Source organism: Cardiobacterium valvarum, assembly GCF_900460955.1.
Lineage (GTDB): Bacteria > Pseudomonadota > Gammaproteobacteria > Cardiobacteriales > Cardiobacteriaceae > Cardiobacterium > Cardiobacterium valvarum.
In genome coordinates this window covers 468,532-486,244 of record NZ_UFUW01000001.1, presented here as the reverse complement: position 1 = coordinate 486,244, position 17,713 = coordinate 468,532, and the positions used below count along the sequence as shown (strand labels likewise).

The window sequence follows — 17,713 nt, the reverse complement described above, 5'->3', positions numbered from 1 at the left end:
GTGTTTATCCCGCTTGGCGCACTGTCCAATCCCGAATCTTGCACGAAAAAAAGCCCTTCCCCTGCTTGCGGGGGAAGGTGGCCGCAGGCCGGAAGGGGAGAATAAAAACCCAGGATTTATCCCGCTTAGCGCAAACCCAGTGTTTATCCCGCTTGGCGCGAACCCAGGTATTTATCCTGCTTGTCGGCGAGCCCAGTGTTTATCCCGTTTGGCGGCAAACCCAGCGTTTATCCCGTTTGCGGCGAACCCAGTGTTTATCCCGCTTGACGCGCTGTCCAATCCCGAATCTTGCACGAAAAAAAGCCCTTCCCCCGCTTGCGGGGGAAGGTGGCCGAAGGCCGGAAGGGGGGAATAAAAAACCAGGATTTATCCCGCTTGACGGGAAGCCGCCACCTCCCGGCGCAGATAAAAAAAGACGGCGGTTGCCGTCTTCCTTATTTTCCTACGATTCAAGCAAGCTCAATCGGACCGTGGTTATCGCAATGGCCGTCGTGCGGATGGTGCAGATGACCGTCCACAAGATAATCAACGTGGTCGCCATGTGGCACAGCTTCGTGACCGCAGCCGGGGCCGTGAACGTGGCCTGCTTCATGGCCGTTGCAGTGGTGATCCGGGGTGCAGACATCAGGATTGACCGCACTAACGGCAATGCGGTGTTCATCCACATGCCCCTCGTGCGGGTGGTGCAGATGGCCGTCGTGCAAGTAATCAATGTGGCCATCATGTTTAATGGCGGTGTGGCCGCAGTTCGCGCCGTGTTGATGCGCATGGTCGGCGTGATGTGGCAGGGTGCAGGTATCGGTCATGTTGATATTCCTTGTATTTTTGATGAAGACACCGCCCAAAGACGGGGGCGCGCATGGTAGGAGAGGATGCAGGAGATGGTCAAGTCATGCCATTGTACGGTCCATATCCCATCACCATCAGCGGGCAGAGTTATCTGGCATTTTGCGACGATGGCCATACGAGAAAACCCAAGTCCTCTATGCTTATGGCTATGTCGTCTTCACGCAGATAGTCGGGCAGAACGCGATGTGCGAGTATTCGGGAGATTTAACGGCGCTGAGCAGGATGGGCATGGAGAAATCCGCATGATTGTCTCGCTTGACGGCTACCTCTTGTTAACCTCCCTTTTGCCCGCCCAGCTTTTCTGCCAGAAAATCCACAAATACCCGGATTTTCGGGCTGACGGCATTGTCGCTGTAATAGACGGCATGGAACGGCTTGGCCACGTCCAGGGCACATCCGGGTAATAGTTCGCGCAGGCGACCGCTAGCAATATCCGCAGCGACCGTGAAATCCGACAGGCAGGCGATGCCGTTACCTGCGAGGCACAGTTGGCGGATGGTTTCGCCACTGTTGGCGACGAGGTGCGGCACGGCGGGATAAGGTGTATTGCCCGTGTCGGCAAACGGCCAGTCGTTCAGCGTTTTCGGCTCGGTGAAGCCGATAAGCGTGTGTCGCGCCAAATCAGCCACCGTCTCCGGTGTACCGCAACGAGTGAGGTAGTCGGGAGCTGCGATGAGTTTCAGGCGACTATCAAAGAGATGACGGGCGCGCAGGGCGGAATCATGCAGACTGCCGGCGCGGATGGCGACATCCACCCGCCGCTCAATCAGATTGATATAACCCTCGGATGACACCAACGACAGCATAACCTGCGGATAACGCTCGCAAAATGGCCGCACTAATGGCGCAATCAGATGCAGCAGTATCGGCGTGGCGGAATCCACCCGTAGCAACCCTTGCGGCGCGCAGCCCACCGAGACGATTTCCGCTTCTGCCGCCTCGATATCGTGCAGCACCTGCCGCGCCCGCTCGAAAAAGCGGCTGCCTTCCTCGGTGAGGCGCAGTTGGCGCGTGGTGCGGTTAATCAGGTTCGCCGACAGTTTTTCTTCCAGTCGCTTCACCGTGCGGCTTACCGCCGAATTGGCCAACCCCAGCCGCTCTGCCGCGCGGCTGAAACTGCCGCTTTCCACCACCTGCACGAACACGGCGAGTTCGTCCGAATGCGTCTTCATTGTTGCCCTCCTGCGAAAAGAGTTTTGCCATTTTTGCTGTTTTTTAGCATAAAACGCAGCGGCATAATGCCCGCCCTTTTTAATCTCACAGGAACAGCATCATGAATATCCTCTTGATTGACGGCGGCCAGGCTTTCAGTTTTACCGGGGGCCGCCTGAACCACACCCTGCAGCAAACCGCGCGCGAGACGCTTTCCGCGCTTGGTCACGCCATCAAGGAAACCGTGATTGAAGATGGCTACGACAAAGAGGCCGAAGTGGAAAAATGGCTGTGGATGGATGCCGTCATCTGGCAAATGCCCGGCTGGTGGATGGGCGAACCGTGGACGGTGAAAAAATACATTGATGAAGTGTTTTCAGCCGGTGTGGGCGAAGGCAAACTGGTCATGAACGATGGCCGCCACCGCAACAAGCCGACGGAAGGCTACGGTACCGGCGGCTTGTTGCACGGTAAAAAACACATGATTTCATCCACCTGGAACGCGCCGATAGAAGCATTCACCCGTGCAGGGGATTTCTTTGAAGGCGTGGGTGTGGACGGCGTCTATCTGCACTTCCACAAAGCCAACGAATTTCTCGGCACGACGCGGCTGCCTTCGTTCATCTGCAACGATGTCATCAAAAACCCGCAGGTAGAAAAATACATCACCGATTACCGCGCACATTTGCAACAAGTATTTGCCCCGACTGCCTGATAAGGCAGCGGTGATAGCAGCCCAAGCCGTTTTTATGACGGGCGTTGGCTTTTCTTGCAGACTGCTCTGCCCTCTCGCAAACCCAGGTTTTATCCCGCCTGGCGGTCAGTTCTGACGAAAGACGATGAAGCAGGCGCACCTGCTTGGTGAGCCAAAGCTAATTACGCTGTTTGACGAAGCCATTTTTACACGCCGCATACAAGAAACCCCGCTGCAGCGGGGTTTCTTGTTATTTGCAGCGGGGATTATTTCGCCATCGCTTTGGCGGCTTCTTGAGCCATCGCTTCAGATGCTTTTTTCATCACGGCGATATCAAGGTCGCAGGCTTTGTAGGTTTCTTCGTTTTTCTTTTCCTGCGCGGTCATTTCGGCGGTCATCTCGGTTTGCGGATTAGCCATTTGTTTTTCGATGAGGGCGAACATGCCTTCGTAATCGGTCTTATCGGTCACGCAGGCACAGTTACTGGCTTTGTCCTGGCCGTAGAGGTTCGTGCAATCTTCCGTCGCGCCTTTTTTCAATTCAGCAAGGTTGGCACGCATTTTGTCGGCCATTTTTTTGCCCAGCATTTTGCCGATTTCTTCTTGGGAAGGCTGCTTACCGCCGGCTTTCTGCACTTCGGCCATAACTTCCATCATGACTTCGTTGGCAATTTTCTGCCCGAGTTCTTGTGAGGTTTTTCCGGCAAAGTTCTGCGCGGATGCACTCACGGCCAGGCCGGCGAGGGTGACGACGGCAAGGGTGTTTTTTATCAAGGTTTTCATAGAGGGCTCCAAAGGTAAAGGAAGGGGAATTTGTCTATTGATCAAGACGGCGCGGATTGTAAGGGATTTGTCCGCCATTTTCTGTTTTTTCCGCTGGCGGGTGATGCCGCCACGCCGGGGCGTTTTTATAAGAAAATACCGTTTCCCCACCCAGCTCAGAGGTTCGTATGAAAAAAATCCCCTGCATGATTATTCGCGGCGGCACTTCCAAAGGTGTCTATTTCCGCCAAGATGATCTGCCCGCCGATCCCGCCGCACGCGACCGCGTCCTGCTCGCCATCATGGGCTCCGGCGAGGCGTCACAGATTAACGGCCTCGGCGGTGCGACCAGCCTCACCAGCAAGATCGGCATCATCAGCAAATCGGCGCGCCCCGGCATCGACCTCGATTATCTCTTTGCCCAGGCGGGTATCGAGCAGAAGACTATCGACACCCGCCCTTCCTGCGGCAATATTCTCTCCGGCATCATCTGCTATGCCAGCGAAAGCGGCCTGATTGACTTGGAAAGCGGCGTTACCACGGTCAAGGTTTATAACGTCAATACCGACAGCATCATCGAGGTCTCCGCCGAAACGCCGAACGGGGTACTGAAATATGACGGCGACACGGTGATTTCCGGTGTAGCCGGCAGCGGTTCGCCGGTGCGGCTCAATTTCAGCCAGATTGAAGGCGCGAAGACGGGCAAAATTTTCCCGACCGGCCACAGGCGCGACTGCATCAATGGTCTGAACGTGACCTGCATCGACGTTGCCATGCCGATGGTACTGTTCAGCGCCGCCGAACTCGGTCTGCGCGGCGATGAAAGCAAGGCCGAGCTGGACGCACAAGGCGAGCTGATGGCGCGCATGGAAGCGGTGCGGTTACAAGCGGGCGAGTTGATGGGGCTGGGCGATGTACGCGGCAGCGTCGTGCCGAAAATGGGCGTGCTCTCCGCACCGCGCAGCGATGGCAGCATCACATCGCGCTATTTCGTGCCGGATAAGTGTCACGCCGCCCATGCTGTTACCGGCGCCATTTGTGTTGCAGCGGCGGCGAATATTCCCGGCACTGTCGCCCATGACTGTTACCGCGCGAGCGGCAGCGTCGTCACCATCGAGCATCCCTCCGGCTTTATCAGCGTGGATATGGTCTGCGAGCCGGATGGCGACAGTTACCGCTTTACCCGCGCCGCGCTGGTGCGCACCGCCAAGCCGTTGATGACCGGCTTTGCCTATTACGAGGCGGAGTGATGTCATAAAAAAAGCCGCCTGCGGGCGGCTTTGTCGTTATACGGCTTTTGCTTTACAGATCAAACGCCGCGCGCATCAGACGCTGTGCATATTCTGTCTGCGGCGCGTTGAAGATTTGTTCGGCGCTGCCGCGTTCGACCACTTCGCCCTGTTTCATCACGAGGACATCGTCGCTCATGGCGCGCACCACCGAGAGATCGTGGCTGATGAAGACGTAGGAGAGGCGGTATTTTTGTTGCAGGTCGCGCAGGAGTTCGACGACTTTCACTTGTATCGAGCGGTCAAGCGCCGAAGTCGGTTCGTCAAGGAGGATGAATTTGGGTTCGAGGATAACGGCGCGGGCAATGGCGATGCGCTGCCGCTGTCCGCCGGAAAATTCGTGCGGGTAGCGGTTGATCATGGAAGGCGACAGCGAGACTTCTTCCAGCATCGCCGCCACTTTTTCCTGCCGCTGTTTGCTACTGAGCTGCGGCTGGTGCACAAGCAGGCCTTCGCCGATGATTTCGCCGATGGTCAGGCGCGGCGAGAGGGAGCCGTAGGGATCTTGGAAGACGATTTGCATATCCGCCTTGAGTTTTTGCAGGTCTTTGCCGCCGACGCTGCCGAGGTCATGTGTTTCAAAGCGGATGTCGCCCCGGTACGGCAGCATGTGCAGGAGGGCTTTGCCGAAGGTGCTTTTGCCCGAACCGGATTCGCCGACGATACCGACGGTCTGCCCCTGGTGCAGGTCGAGGTCGATGCCTTTCACCGCGTGGAAGGTTTTGCGCGGTTTGCCGAAGAAGCTGCGTTCGGTGACGAATTCGACGTGCACGTTTTTAGCGGAGAGCAGGAGCGGCGCATCTGCCGCGACCGGGGTTTTCATGCCTTCCGGCTTGGCGTTGATGAGTTCGATGGTGTAGGCGTGCTGCGGCGCGGCAAAGACCTGCTTGATGCTGCCCTGTTCGACGATTTCCCCAAGACGCATGACGCAGACGGTTTCCGCGTAGTGGTGGGCGAGGCCGAGGTCATGGGTGATGAAGAGGATGGCCATGCCCATCTGCCGTTGCAGGTCGTGCAGGAGATCAAGGATTTCCGCCTGGATGGTGACATCCAGCGCGGTGGTCGGTTCGTCGGCGATGAGCAGGTCGGGTTCGTTGATCAGCGCCATCGCAATCATGATGCGCTGCAACTGTCCGCCGGAGAACTCGTGCGGGTATTGTTGCAGGCGGCGTTCGACGTCGTTGATGCCGACGCGTTCGAGCAGGGTTTTGCAGCGGGTGTGGATGTCAGCGGCGGCGGTTTCCGGGTGGTGCGCGCTGATCGCTTCGCCAAGCTGTTCGCCGATGCGCATGTAGGGGTTGAGCGAGGTCATCGGCTCCTGGAAGATCATGCCGATGCGGTTGCCCCGAAGGCGGCGCAGGGTGCTTTCGTCGGCATCGAGCACGGAGGTGCCGTCGAATTCGATGCGCGAGTTGCTGCCATAGGCGGTGATGTGCGGCGGATGCAGGCGGACGATGCTCATCGCGGTCACGGATTTGCCCGAACCGGATTCGCCGACCAGCGCCAGGGTTTCGCCTTTGTGCAGGTCGAGGCTGACGCCGCGCACGGCGTGGACGGTATCGTCGTTGATGTGGAAGCTGACGTTGAGATCGGTGATCCGCAGCAAGAGGGGATTGGCAGGGTTATTCATGGCTACTCACCGGTCTTTCGGGTCAAGGGCGTCGCGCAGGCCGTCGCCGATAAAGTTGAAGCAGAAAAGGATGGTGGCAAGGATAAGCGCCGGGAACAGCAGCAGCCACGGCGCGCTTTCCATTTGTTTCGCCCCTTCGGAAATCAGCACGCCGAGGCTGGTCATCGGTTCCTGCACGCCGAGGCCGAGGAAGCTCAAGAAGCTCTCGGTGAGGATGACGGCGGGGATGGTGAGCGTCACGTACACAATCACCGTGCCCAGCGTATTCGGCACGATATGCCGCTTGATGATGCTCTCGCTCAAGACACCAAGCGCATCAGCGGCGGCGATAAATTCCTTGTGCCGCAGGCTCATCGCCTGACCACGCACGATGCGCGCCATGGTCAGCCATTCGATGGCGCCGATGGCGGCAAACATCAGATAGATGTTCTTGCCGAAAAAGACCATCAGCAGGATGACGAAAAACATGAACGGCATGGCGTAGAGCACATCCACCACGCGCATCATCACACTGTCGAGGCGGCCACCGACGTAGCCGGCGATGGCGCCGTAGGTAACGCCGATGATGAGGCTGACCACTGTCGCGCACAGGCCGACGAGCAACGAGATGCGGATGCCGAACATGGTGCGGATAAAGAGGTCGCGGCCGTTGACGTCGGTGCCGAACCAGTGGCCGTTTTCCAGACTGGGCGCCGTGCCCATGTCGTCCCAGAAGACTTCGTCAATGGCAAACGGGCGCAGATACGGCGTAATCAGGGCAAAAACGGCGAGGAGGACGAGGATGACGAAGGAAACCATCGCCGCCTTGTTGCGCAGCAGACGGCGCCGGGCCAGTTGCCACAGGCTCTGCCCCTGCGGGGCAGCGGATTTGTTCAAAGAAACAGCTTGGCTCATGATTGCAGTCTCACTTTCGGATCAAGATAGGCATAGGCGAGGTCAACCAGCAGGTTGAACAGCATGATCAGCGCGCCATAGAACACGACTACGCCGAGAACGAGGGTGTAATCGCGGTTCAGCGCCCCCTGGACAAAATAGCGGCCGATGCCGGGAATACCGAAAATCTGCTCAATGACGACCGAACCGGTCATCACCGCCGCGCAGGCCGGGCCGAGATAACTGACCACCGGCAGCAGCGCCGGTTTCAGGCAGTGGCGGACAATCACCTGCCATTCTGTCAGCCCCTTGGCGCGGGCAGTGCGCACATGATTGGTATGCAGCACCTCGATCATCGAGCCGCGCATCAGGCGGGCAACATAGGCAATCTGCGGCAGGGCAAGGCAGGTCACGGGCAAAATCGCCTGCGTCAGACCGTATTCGCCCCAGCCACCGGCGCGCGGCAGCCAGGCATCATTCCAGCCGTGCTGCAAAAACCAGGCGCGCAGATCAACTGCGAACAGCAACGTGAGCAGCGGCGCCATGACAAAATTCGGAATGGTGATACCGATCATGGCAAAGCTCATGATGCCATAATCAGCGTTGCTGTTCTGGCGGATGGCGGCGCTGATGCCGAGCAGCGAACCCAGCAGCACGGCGATCACGATCGCCGTCATGCCCAGCTGGAAGGATACGGCAAAACCGTCGCTGATCATCTCGTTCACCGTGCGGTCGGGATACTGGAACGACGGCCCCAGATCCCCGCGCAGCACATTGCCCATATAGCGGAAATACTGCTGATAAAGCGGCTCGTCAAGATGATAGACGCGGTTCAGGTTCGCCTCGATCTCCGGCGGCAGCTTGCGCTCCAGATCAAACGGCCCACCGGGTGCGGCACGCACCATAAAAAACGCCAGAGAAATAATCACCAGCAGCGTCGGAATCGCCACCAGCAGGCGGCGCAACACATAACGGAACATAAGCAGACTCCCATAAGTCTTGCAAAATCATGATGATAAAAAATAAAGCGCCGATAGGCGTCGCCGGATAATAACGCATGAAAAATGATTGTGGTAGGCTGAAAAATCTCCTTACAGACGAAAAATCGGAGCAAAACCATGAAAACCCGACAAAAAACACTACTAACCCTGCTTGCCGTAGCCATAAGCGGCATCATGCAGAGCGCTCATGCTGAAACCGTGCTGCGCCGAGGCAACGGCTCCGAGCCAAAAACCATCGACCCGCAAATCGCCGAGGGTACGCCGGAAGCAAACATCATGCTGGACCTCTTCGAAGGCCTGACCACGCGCGACGGCGCCGCCAACATCATCCCCGGCGTCGCCGAAAAATGGGACATCTCGGCAGATGGCAAAACCTACACCTTCCACCTGCGCCACACCACCTGGTCGGACGGCACCCCGCTGACCGCCGCCGATGTCGTCTATGCCTGGCAGCGCGACGTTGACCCCGCTGCCGGTGGCAAATACGGATTCCTCCTCTACCCGGTGAAAAACGCCCAAGCCATCGCCGAAGGCGAAATCAAAGACCTCAGCCAGCTCGGCATCAAAGCGCTGGACGAATACACCGTGCAAGTCGAACTCGAAGCCAGTACCCCCTACTTCCTTGACATGCTCACCCACGCCAGCACTGCGCCCGTACCGCAACACGTCGTGGAAAAACACGGCAAAGCCTGGATCCGCCCGGAAAACATCGTCAGCAACGGTGCCTACAAAATGACCGCCTGGCAGCCGAACGCGCACATCACCCTGGCCAAATCCGACACCTATTGGGATAAAGACACCGTCAAAATCGACCAAGTCATCTACTACCCGACCGAAGACAAAAATACCGAGATCAAGCGCTATCGGGCGGGCGAACTCGACATGACCTACGAAATCCCCGACGACCAGATCAAATGGCTGCGGGAAAACCTGAAAGACGAACTCCTCATCGGCCCCTATCTCGGCACCTACTTCTACGGCTTCAACCTCACCCGTCCACCCTTCAAGGACAACCCGAAACTGCGCGAAGCCCTGTCGCTCGCCATCGATCGCGACATCATCACCGGCAAAATCACCGGTGTCGGCGAAAAACCCGCCTACGGCATGGTGCCGCCGGGCATCAACGGCTACGACAACTACCGCCCTGCCTACGCCGACCTCAGCCAGCAAGAGCGCAACGAGCGGGCGCAAAAACTCTACGCCGAAGCGGGCTATAGTAAAGACAAACCACTGCATGTCGAACTGCTTTACAACACCGACGTGAACCACAAAAAAATCGCCGTCGCTATTGCCGCCATGTGGAAAAAGACCCTGGGCGTTGAGACTGAGATGACCAACCAGGAATGGAAAGTCTTCCTCGCCACCCGCCAGGAAAAACAGCAAACCCAAATCTTCCGCGCGGGCTGGATCGGCGATTACAACGATGCCAACACCTTCCTCGAACTCTACACCAGCAAGGCGGGGCTAAATGACTCCGGCTACAGCAGCGCCAAATATGACGAACTGCTGCAACAGGCAAGCCAGGAACAGGATACGGGCAAACGCGCCGCGCTGCTGCAAGCTGCTGAAAAACAACTGGTGGATGATTACGTCATCGCGCCGATTTACAGCTACGTCAGCAAACGCCTGGTCAAACCCTACGTCAAAGGCTATACCGCCAACGTCATAAACCTGAACCCGTCCCGCTTCCTGCGGATCGAAAAATAAAGCGCCTTGTGCAAATAAAAAAGCCGCCTGCGGGCGGCTTTTTTATTTGCTGATACAAGAGTTCCGGGAGAAATCTCGTAGTGACGGAGGAGGATAGAGGGACATCCTCCTTATATCGCTTAACCACCGTATCCACCTATCTCAACAGACGGATAATCCCCATAAAAACAAAGAGAAGGTTCTTGCCGCTTATGAATGAGAGGCGGAACGAAACCATGACCAAGCGGGATACATGCTGGCATTACGGTAGGTCGCCAAGCGGGGCGGTTACTGGGTTCGCGGCAGCCGCCAAGCGGGACGGTTACTGGGCTCGCAGCGGCTGCCAAGCGGGACGGTTACTGGGCTCGCAGCGGCTGCCAAGCGGGACGGTTACTGGGCTCGCAGCGGCTGCCAAGCGGGACGGTTACTGGGTTCGCGGCAGCCGCCAAGCGGGCTGACCGCGTGGTTTCCCCGCAATATTCAGTATTCCGCACCCAATGCAGCGCCGAACAGGTCACGCATGAAGTCGGCGAGTTCGTCGTCGCTCAGGGGTTTGCCGTTGAGTTGATAGCCGTCGGTGTTGATAGCGAAGTCGAGGGTGTAGCGGTCGTCGGCGGCGGCGAAGTGCATTCTTTCCAGTTCGTCCGCACTGAGGAGCTGGCCGAGCAGGCCGCCGAGGACAGCGCGGTCAATGTGGGCGTGCAGGCGGCTGCCGTGCAAGTATTGCGCGAGCGGCGGTTTGCCGCTGTTTTTGAAGGTTTCCAGGTCGGCTTCGCTCTTGATGTGTTCGGCGAGGGTGATGTCAACACCGATGCCTTTGCCTGCGCCATTCAGGGCGAAGGCGAGGTGCAGGCCGAGGTCGCGCGCAAGCAGGTCGCGTTGTAGTTGGTCGACCAGCACTTCGCTGCGTTCTTTGCTGTCCACCATGGCATCCAGGGTGTTGGACGGCAGGTTTTGCGTAAGCTGACTAATGCTGTCCGTCGCGAGTGCGGCAGCGCTGTTGTCGCCACGTAGCGCTTTGGCTTGCCGGAAGAGGTCGGCAGCGGCTTGTACGCTTTGCGGGCTGAGGTTTTTCAGGGTGTAGTCGAAGTGAAACTGGTCGGGGACGACGGGCAGCAGCATTTTGATTTGGCTTGCGGTCTCGCCAGCGATGGTGAACTGGCTGTCGAGACGGGCGATGAGGTTGTAGGTGCTGCTCTCTTCTTCGATACCGAGGAGGAGGCTGTTTTCGCGCAGGCTCAGGTCGATATCGCCATCGTCGGTTTTGAAGCTGCTTTCGCCAAGGCGGTATTCGACACGGGCGGGCAGGTGTTTGCCGTCCACGGTGATGAAGGGCAGGCTGACTTGCGGGTTGCGCAGGGTAGCCTGGATGTCGTCATCGCGATAGTGAATGACCGGGCTGTTCAGGGTCAGGCCGCTTTCGGTGTAGTTGAAGGTGATTTGCGCCGGTTCGAAGGTGCTCTTGCCCTGCTGGACGCCGTGCATGTCGAGGGTGAGGGTGTTGTTGAGCGGGAAGCCTTTCTCCGGGCCTTTGATGGTGATATCCGCGCCCTTGAAGCTATTGCCATTTTTTTCTTCGGCGGGGACGTGTTGGGTATAGGTGAGGTTGCGCAGCAGGTTGACGCGCAAATCTCCGTCGGGTAATTGCGCCTCTGTGGGGTGCTTGATGGTGATGCGGGTGATGTCGAAGCCGGTGAAGGTCAGCGGCGCGTGGCGGATGTTGAGCGGGTAACGGCGGATATGCTCGCCTTCGCTAATGGTGAGGGTGGCGGTCGAGCTGGCATAGCCGCGCTGGTAGTTTTCCAGGCCGAGTTTGAGGTTCAGGTGTTCAGCAGCGCGTTGGCCAAGTGAGCCGTCGATTTTGTTGTGCAGGTGGTTTTCGGTGAATTGGCCGGCAAGGTAGGGGGCACCGGCGACGGTAATGCCGAGGATGACGGCAAGGGTGAGGATTTTTTTCATGTTTTTTAGGGAATTGCTTATGAAAAAGCCGGATTCCCGTGGAAATCCGGCTAATGCTTGGCTCAAGCGGGGCTTACATCATGCCCATGCCGCCCATGCCTCCCATACCGTCCATGCCCGGAGCGGCAGCTTCTTCTTTCTTCGGGATTTCGGCGACCATCGCTTCGGTGGTGATCATCAGGCCCGCGATAGAAGCGGCGTTTTGCAGGGCAAAACGGGTCACTTTGGTCGGGTCAATGATACCGGCGGCGAGCATGTCGACGTATTTGTCGGTCGCAGCGTCGTAGCCGTCGTTGCCTTTACCGCTCTTGACGCGGTCAACGACGACAGCGGCTTCGCCACCGGCGTTGGCAACGATGGTGCGCAGCGGGTATTCCATCGCACGACGGACGATATCAATGCCGACTTGCTGATCGTCGTTGTCTCCTTTCAGACCTTCGAGGGTATTGACGGCGCGGATGAGGGCAACACCGCCACCCGGCACGATGCCTTCTTCCACGGCAGCACGGGTAGCGTGCAGCGCGTCTTCTACACGGTCTTTTTTCTCTTTCATCTCGACTTCGGTTGCCGCGCCCACTTTGATGACGGCAACACCGCCGGCCAGTTTGGCGACGCGTTCTTGCAGTTTTTCGCGGTCGTAATCAGAAGTGGATTCTTCGATTTGCGCACGGATGCTGGTAACACGGGCTTCGATTTTTTTCGTATCGCCGTTGCCACCGATGATAGTGGTGTTTTCTTTGGCGACGACAACACGTTTGGCAGTACCAAGCACGGTCATGTCGGAGCTTTCCAGGGTCATGCCGAGTTCTTCGGAAATGACCTGGCCGTTGGTGAGGATGGCGATATCTTCGAGCATGGCTTTGCGGCGATCGCCGAAGCCTGGCGCTTTCACAGCGGCAACTTTGACGATGCCGCGCATGCTGTTGATAACGAGGGTGGCGAGCGCTTCGCCTTCCACGTCTTCGGCGACGATGAGGAGCGGTTTGCCGGCTTTGGCGACACCTTCGAGGATCGGCAGCAGGTCGCGGATGTTGCTGATTTTTTTGTCGTGCAGGAGGATGTAGGGCGCATCCAGTTCAACGCTTTGGTTCTGCGCGTTGTTGATGAAGTAGGGCGAGAGGTAGCCGCGATCGAACTGCATACCTTCGACGACTTCGAGCGAGTCTTCGAGACCCTGGCCTTCTTCGACGGTGATGACGCCTTCTTTACCCACTTTTTCCATCGCTTCGGCGATTTTTTCACCGACGGTACTGTCGGAGTTGGCGGAGATGGTGCCGACCTGCGCAATTTCTTTGTGGGTTTCGCACGGTTTGGACATGTCGTGCAGTGCTTTAACGGCGCCGGCAACGGCTTTGTCGATACCGCGTTTGACATCCATCGGGTTCATGCCGGCGGCAACGGCTTTCAGGCCTTCGCTGACAATCGCTTGGGCGAGGACGGTCGCCGTGGTGGTGCCGTCACCGGCAACGTCGTTGGTCTTGGAAGCGACTTCCTTCACCATTTGCGCGCCCATGTTCTGGAATTTGTCTTCCAGCTCGATTTCTTTGGCGACAGAAACGCCGTCTTTGGTGATGGTCGGGGCACCATAGGCTTTGTCGAGGATGACGTTGCGGCCTTTCGGGCCGAGGGTAACTTTCACGGTGTTAGCGAGGATGTTCACACCTTTGAGCATTTCTTTGCGGGCGTTTTCACCGAAGCGGACTTCTTTGGCTGACATATGTTTGGACTCCTAAAATGTTATTGAAATCGGATGGTTACTGGATGACGGCAAAAATCTCTTCTTCGCGCATAATGACGTAGTCTTCGCCATCTACTTTGACTTCGGAACCGGTGTATTTGCCGAAGAGGACGCGGTCGCCGGCTTTGACATCCAGCGGGCGGAGGCTGCCATCTACGAGTTTGCCCGGGCCGACAGCGACGACAACGCCTTCTGAGGGTTTTTCAGCGGCGCTGCTGGCGAGGACGATACCGCCGGCGGTGGTGGTTTCTTTTTCCTGGCGTTTGACGATGACGCGGTCGTGCAAGGGTCGAAGGTTCATGTTTTTCTCCTAATGTAAAAATGAAAGCCCGCCGGGAAGCGGGGGTGTTAATCACACAACGCCCTAAATAGGGTTGGGAGTTTCCGCTTTCAAGGATTCGGTGAATTTTTTTCGTAGGGCATTGTTTTTGTTGTGATGAAAGCGGCACAAGCCACAAAAAAAGACGGCATTCGCCGTCTTTTCTGCCCGGATGAAAGGACGGTCAAATCCGCCGCACGATGTTTTCCACCATCTCGGCAGAATGTACCGAGGCGGTTTGCAGGAACTGCTCGAAGCTGTATTCGGCTTCGCCGTCGGCCAGATCGGAAATGGCACGGATGATGACGCAGGGGCGGCTGAAGTGGTAACTGGTCTGCGCGATGGCAGCGGCTTCCATTTCGACCGCCATGGCATCGGGGAAATGGGTGCGGATGGTCGCAATTTTGTCGGCACTGTTGATGAACTGGTCACCACTAACGATGAGGCCGTGGTGCACGGCGGCGCCATCGAAGACAGTTGCCGCATGCTCGGCGTGCTCGATGAGGGTCGCGTCGCTGTCAAAACGCGGCGGCATTTGCGGGATTTGCCCGATGGCATAGCCGAAGGCGCTGGCGTCGGCGTCGTGGTGCGCGGTCTGCACGCCGATGACGACATCGCCCTGTTTCATGCCACTTTGCAGGCCACCGGCGCTACCGGTATTGATAATGTAGGCGGCATTGTATTTGTCGAGCAGGATAGCGGTGGTGATGGCAGCGTTCACTTTGCCGATGCCGCTTTGCGCGAGCAGGACGGGTTTGCCGGCGAGTGTGCCGTGCGTGATGCTGATGTGAGCGACAGTATCGGTTTTCGCTTGGCTGATGCGACTTTGCAGCAAGGCAACTTCTTGTTGCATCGCGCCGATGATAGCGATGGGGGCGTTATTCATGCGGTTTCTCCATGTTGGGTGCGCGGGCATTGTACGACGAATGCCCGTATCTATGCGGTTTCATTGATAGTTTATTAAAGTTTTTATATGATTTCCGCGCTGTGCGACAGCCGGATGTCTGCCGGTATGTGGCGGGGCGATACCCCGCTTTTTTATCACCCCCGTAAACGATATGAAGAGAGTAGTAACACAATGATTCCATTGATTGTTGCCTGCCACGGGCGGTTTGCCGACGAACTCGTCAAATCCGCCGCGATGGTGTACGGCGAAGTGGGGAGCGTGCATGCGGTAACGTTCATGCCCGGAGAAGGGCCGGATGACCTGTTGCGCAAATATGAAGAGATTGTCACCGCCGAGGGCTCGCCTGAGGCGGTGTTGTTGCTGGTCGATTTGTTCGGCGGCAGCCCGTACAACGCGGCGGTGCGTCTCGCTTCTGCGCACGAAGGTATGGACGTGCTGTCCGGCGTCAACCTGCCAATGCTGCTGGAACTGCTGGACAGCCGCGATGAAAACAGCACGGTGCCGCAACTGGTCGAAAGCGCTTATAACGCCTCGCGCGAAGGCACCAAGTCCTTCCGCACCCCGCTTGCTGCCGCTGCCGCCCCCGCTGCACCCGCCGCTGAGGAAGCACCGGTGGTTGACCGCCGTGCCGGTCGCCCAACTTCCGGCCATATGGAAATCCCGCTGCTGCGCATTGATAACCGCCTGATTCACGGTCAGGTCGCCTCCAGCTGGGCCAAGGTGGTGAAATGCGATGCCATTTTTGCCATTGATGATGATGTGGCGAAAGACCCGCTGCGCGCCAAGCTGCTTTTGCAGGTCGCGCCCGCGCATTTGCAGGCTTATGTCATTTCGGTCGACAAGGCGATCAAGGTCTGGCACAACCCGATGTATGCCGACCGCAAGATACTGTGGCTAGTATCCCGCCCCGGCGACATCGTCCGCCTCATCGAAGGCGGCGTGGACATCAAGAAAGTCAACGTTGGCGGCATGACACACCGCGAAGGCTGCAAACTCATCAGCCAGGCGGTCGCCATTGATGCCGATGATCTGGCCGCGTTCAAGAAACTGAACGAGATGGGTGTGAAGATGACGCTGCAACAGCTGCCGACCAACGCTGAAGAAGACGTCATGCCGAAACTGGCCAACATTCAATTCTAGGAGAAAAAACATGGGTTTAGACATTATCCTCGTCTCCCTGGTGGGACTTATCTGCGGCATGGGCTCGGTACTTGACGAACGGCAAACGCACCGCCCGCTCGTCGCCTGCACCCTTATCGGCCTCGTCCTCGGCAATTTGACTACCGGCATCATGGTCGGCAGCGCGCTCGAACTGCTTGCCCTCGGCTGGATGAACGTTGGTGCGGCGATGGCACCGGATGCGGCGCTCGCCAGCGTCGTTTCCGCCATTCTCGTCATCAAGGGTGGCCTGCCGGTGACGGAAAGTATGGGGATTGCCGTTTCCGTCGCCATCGTCGGTCAGGTGCTGACCATCTTCGTGCGCACCATCGCCGTATTCTTCCAGCACATGGCGGACAATTTCGCCAAAGAGGCCAATTTCCGGGGTATCGAATTCTGCCACTTCGGCGCACTGCTGCTGCAAGGCCTGCGCGTCGCCATTCCGGCTGCTATCGTTGCCCATTACGCCAATGCCGATAACGTGAAAGCCTATTTCGACATGGTGCCCGCTTTCGTATCCGAAGGCCTGCGCATCGCCGGTGGCGTCATCGTCGTCGTCGGTTATGCAATGGTCATCAACATGATGAGCGTGCGCGCGCTGATGCCGTTCTTCTTCCTCGGCTTCGTCGTCGCCGTCTTCTCCAGCTACAACCTCATCGCCCTCGGCATCATCGGCACCGTGCTGGCCATCCTCTACATCCAGCTCAGTCCACGCTTCAACAAGACCGCCATCATCGGCAATGCGCCGCGCCGCACCCCGCTGGCCGATGACGAACTCGAAGGACTATAAGGAGACCCCCCATGAGCGAGAACCAAACCAAAAAACTGACCAAGGGCGATCTCTACCGCATGTACGCCCGCTCCACCTTCCTCCTCGGCTCGTTCAACTTCGAGCGGATGCAGTCGATGGGCTTCTGCGTCACCATGATGCCCGCCATCAAGCGGCTATACAGCAGCAAAGAAGAACGCGCTGCCGCCCTGAAACGCCACCTCGAATTCTTCAACACCCAGCCGTGGATCGGCTCTGCCATCATGGGCGTGACAGCCGCGATGGAGGAACAGCGTGCCAACGGTGCCGCGATTGACGATGGTGCCATCAGCGGCGTGAAAGTCGGTCTGATGGGCCCCTTGGCCGGCGTCGGCGACCCGATCTACTGGGGTACCGCGCGCATAATCCTCGCCGCCCTCGGTGCTTCGCTGGCTGCGAGCGGCAGCATCATGGGACCGCTGCTCTTCTTTATCGGCATCAACGTCATCCGTATCCTCACCCGCTGGTACAGCATGAGATACGGCTACGAGAAAGGCACAGAAATCGTCAGCGACATGGAAGGCGGCCAGTTGCAAAAACTGACCACCGGCGCCTCCATCCTTGGCCTCTTCGTCATGGGCGGACTGGTAGCGCGCTGGGCCAGCCTCAACATCCCCTACGTTATCGCGGAGTACACCAACCAAGAGGGAACGGAAGTCACCGTCACCGTACAGTCGGTGCTGAATGACCTCCTGCCCAACCTCGTGCCACTGCTCTTGACCTTCCTCTGCATGTTCCTGCTCAAACGCAAGGTCAACGCCATCGTCATCATCATTGCGATGTTCATTCTCGGCATCCTTGGCCGCTACTTCAACATTCTCGGCCTTTAGCCCCAACCGCACCGGAGCGCTTGCGCTCCGGTGCCGCATTTTCCCTCCCACGCAACAGT

Annotated in this window: 16 protein-coding genes; 6 read left to right on the top strand and 10 right to left on the bottom strand. The window is 57.9% G+C overall.

Annotation, left to right across the window (positions count from 1 at the left end; genetic code table 11):
- Nucleotides 1–449: 449 nt before the first annotated feature.
- A complete protein-coding gene (locus DY250_RS02450) occupies nucleotides 450–806 on the bottom strand; it encodes a hypothetical protein (RefSeq protein WP_115610767.1) in 357 nt (118 codons plus the stop codon).
- A gap of 315 nt (nucleotides 807–1,121) precedes the next feature.
- Complete coding sequence (locus tag DY250_RS02440; protein WP_115610765.1) at nucleotides 1,122–2,021, bottom strand: LysR family transcriptional regulator; 900 nt, start codon at nucleotides 2,019–2,021, stop codon at nucleotides 1,122–1,124.
- A gap of 101 nt (nucleotides 2,022–2,122) precedes the next feature.
- Between DY250_RS02440 and DY250_RS02435 the strand changes: the two genes are divergently transcribed.
- Nucleotides 2,123–2,716: an NAD(P)H-dependent oxidoreductase gene (locus DY250_RS02435; RefSeq protein ID WP_115610764.1), complete on the top strand. Its 594-nt coding sequence runs from the start codon at nucleotides 2,123–2,125 to the stop codon at nucleotides 2,714–2,716.
- A 245-nt stretch (nucleotides 2,717–2,961) separates the two neighbouring features.
- On the opposite strand, the gene DY250_RS02430 is transcribed toward DY250_RS02435, so the two are convergent.
- Nucleotides 2,962–3,477 (bottom strand): hypothetical protein, encoded by a 516-nt coding sequence (locus DY250_RS02430; RefSeq protein ID WP_115610763.1) that lies wholly within the window; start codon nucleotides 3,475–3,477, stop codon nucleotides 2,962–2,964.
- Between the two features lie 167 nt (nucleotides 3,478–3,644).
- Between DY250_RS02430 and DY250_RS02425 the strand changes: the two genes are divergently transcribed.
- Nucleotides 3,645–4,706 carry a 4-oxalomesaconate tautomerase gene (locus tag DY250_RS02425; RefSeq protein WP_115610762.1) on the top strand — a complete coding sequence of 354 codons (1,062 nt, stop codon included), beginning with the start codon at nucleotides 3,645–3,647 and terminating at the stop codon, nucleotides 4,704–4,706.
- Between the two features lie 52 nt (nucleotides 4,707–4,758).
- Here the strand turns inward: DY250_RS02425 and DY250_RS02420 are convergent, their stop codons facing one another.
- Genes DY250_RS02420 through oppB form a run of 3 tightly spaced genes read right to left on the bottom strand, consistent with a single transcriptional unit; the run spans nucleotide 4,759 to nucleotide 8,228 of the window.
- A complete protein-coding gene (locus DY250_RS02420) occupies nucleotides 4,759–6,375 on the bottom strand; it encodes an ABC transporter ATP-binding protein (protein ID WP_115610761.1) in 1,617 nt (538 codons plus the stop codon).
- 6 nt (nucleotides 6,376–6,381) lie between these two features.
- Nucleotides 6,382–7,269, bottom strand: a complete 888-nt coding sequence (locus DY250_RS02415) for an ABC transporter permease subunit (protein WP_115610760.1) — start codon at nucleotides 7,267–7,269, stop codon at nucleotides 6,382–6,384.
- Nucleotides 7,266–8,228 (bottom strand): oligopeptide ABC transporter permease OppB, encoded by a 963-nt coding sequence (oppB, locus tag DY250_RS02410; protein WP_115610759.1) that lies wholly within the window; start codon nucleotides 8,226–8,228, stop codon nucleotides 7,266–7,268. Before oppB ends, DY250_RS02415 begins: the two co-directional genes overlap by 4 nt.
- A gap of 138 nt (nucleotides 8,229–8,366) precedes the next feature.
- Here oppB and DY250_RS02405 point away from each other — a divergent pair, with 138 nt between their 5' ends.
- Nucleotides 8,367–9,956 (top strand): peptide ABC transporter substrate-binding protein, encoded by a 1,590-nt coding sequence (locus DY250_RS02405; protein WP_115610758.1) that lies wholly within the window; start codon nucleotides 8,367–8,369, stop codon nucleotides 9,954–9,956.
- Between the two features lie 459 nt (nucleotides 9,957–10,415).
- Here the strand turns inward: DY250_RS02405 and DY250_RS02400 are convergent, their stop codons facing one another.
- The 4 genes from DY250_RS02400 to DY250_RS02385 all read right to left on the bottom strand — a co-directional run bounded on the left by DY250_RS02400 (nucleotide 10,416) and on the right by DY250_RS02385 (nucleotide 14,837).
- A complete protein-coding gene (locus DY250_RS02400) occupies nucleotides 10,416–11,894 on the bottom strand; it encodes a DUF945 family protein (RefSeq protein WP_115610757.1) in 1,479 nt (492 codons plus the stop codon).
- A 73-nt stretch (nucleotides 11,895–11,967) separates the two neighbouring features.
- Nucleotides 11,968–13,611 carry a chaperonin GroEL gene (gene groL / locus DY250_RS02395; RefSeq protein ID WP_115610756.1) on the bottom strand — a complete coding sequence of 548 codons (1,644 nt, stop codon included), beginning with the start codon at nucleotides 13,609–13,611 and terminating at the stop codon, nucleotides 11,968–11,970.
- A gap of 37 nt (nucleotides 13,612–13,648) precedes the next feature.
- Entirely contained in the window at nucleotides 13,649–13,933 is a 285-nt protein-coding gene (locus DY250_RS02390) for a co-chaperone GroES (protein WP_115610755.1), read from the bottom strand.
- 202 nt (nucleotides 13,934–14,135) lie between these two features.
- Entirely contained in the window at nucleotides 14,136–14,837 is a 702-nt protein-coding gene (locus tag DY250_RS02385; protein WP_115610754.1) for a 5'-methylthioadenosine/adenosylhomocysteine nucleosidase, read from the bottom strand.
- A gap of 192 nt (nucleotides 14,838–15,029) precedes the next feature.
- Here DY250_RS02385 and DY250_RS02380 point away from each other — a divergent pair, with 192 nt between their 5' ends.
- From DY250_RS02380 to DY250_RS02370, 3 genes are read left to right on the top strand one after another with little or no spacing between them, the layout of a single operon-like run.
- Nucleotides 15,030–15,998 (top strand): mannose/fructose/sorbose PTS transporter subunit IIB, encoded by a 969-nt coding sequence (locus DY250_RS02380; RefSeq protein ID WP_172542159.1) that lies wholly within the window; start codon nucleotides 15,030–15,032, stop codon nucleotides 15,996–15,998.
- A 10-nt stretch (nucleotides 15,999–16,008) separates the two neighbouring features.
- Nucleotides 16,009–16,806, top strand: a complete 798-nt coding sequence (locus DY250_RS02375) for a PTS mannose/fructose/sorbose transporter subunit IIC (RefSeq protein ID WP_115610752.1) — start codon at nucleotides 16,009–16,011, stop codon at nucleotides 16,804–16,806.
- An 11-nt stretch (nucleotides 16,807–16,817) separates the two neighbouring features.
- Complete coding sequence (locus DY250_RS02370) at nucleotides 16,818–17,654, top strand: PTS system mannose/fructose/sorbose family transporter subunit IID (protein WP_115610751.1); 837 nt, start codon at nucleotides 16,818–16,820, stop codon at nucleotides 17,652–17,654.
- Nucleotides 17,655–17,713 lie beyond the last annotated feature (59 nt).

Excerpts from the sequence above, each read along its gene's own strand:
- DY250_RS02450 (WP_115610767.1), bottom strand. The coding sequence starts at position 806 with ATGACCGATACCTGCACCCTGCCACATCACGCCGACCATGCGCATCAA.
- DY250_RS02440 (WP_115610765.1), bottom strand. The coding sequence starts at position 2,021 with ATGAAGACGCATTCGGACGAACTCGCCGTGTTCGTGCAGGTGGTGGAA.
- DY250_RS02435 (WP_115610764.1), top strand. The coding sequence starts at position 2,123 with ATGAATATCCTCTTGATTGACGGCGGCCAGGCTTTCAGTTTTACCGGG.
- DY250_RS02430 (WP_115610763.1), bottom strand. The coding sequence starts at position 3,477 with ATGAAAACCTTGATAAAAAACACCCTTGCCGTCGTCACCCTCGCCGGC.
- DY250_RS02425 (WP_115610762.1), top strand. The coding sequence starts at position 3,645 with ATGAAAAAAATCCCCTGCATGATTATTCGCGGCGGCACTTCCAAAGGT.
- DY250_RS02420 (WP_115610761.1), bottom strand. The coding sequence starts at position 6,375 with ATGAATAACCCTGCCAATCCCCTCTTGCTGCGGATCACCGATCTCAAC.
- DY250_RS02415 (WP_115610760.1), bottom strand. The coding sequence starts at position 7,269 with ATGAGCCAAGCTGTTTCTTTGAACAAATCCGCTGCCCCGCAGGGGCAG.
- oppB (WP_115610759.1), bottom strand. The coding sequence starts at position 8,228 with ATGTTCCGTTATGTGTTGCGCCGCCTGCTGGTGGCGATTCCGACGCTG.
- DY250_RS02405 (WP_115610758.1), top strand. The coding sequence starts at position 8,367 with ATGAAAACCCGACAAAAAACACTACTAACCCTGCTTGCCGTAGCCATA.
- DY250_RS02400 (WP_115610757.1), bottom strand. The coding sequence starts at position 11,894 with ATGAAAAAAATCCTCACCCTTGCCGTCATCCTCGGCATTACCGTCGCC.
- groL (WP_115610756.1), bottom strand. The coding sequence starts at position 13,611 with ATGTCAGCCAAAGAAGTCCGCTTCGGTGAAAACGCCCGCAAAGAAATG.
- DY250_RS02390 (WP_115610755.1), bottom strand. The coding sequence starts at position 13,933 with ATGAACCTTCGACCCTTGCACGACCGCGTCATCGTCAAACGCCAGGAA.
- DY250_RS02385 (WP_115610754.1), bottom strand. The coding sequence starts at position 14,837 with ATGAATAACGCCCCCATCGCTATCATCGGCGCGATGCAACAAGAAGTT.
- DY250_RS02380 (WP_172542159.1), top strand. The coding sequence starts at position 15,030 with ATGATTCCATTGATTGTTGCCTGCCACGGGCGGTTTGCCGACGAACTC.
- DY250_RS02375 (WP_115610752.1), top strand. The coding sequence starts at position 16,009 with ATGGGTTTAGACATTATCCTCGTCTCCCTGGTGGGACTTATCTGCGGC.
- DY250_RS02370 (WP_115610751.1), top strand. The coding sequence starts at position 16,818 with ATGAGCGAGAACCAAACCAAAAAACTGACCAAGGGCGATCTCTACCGC.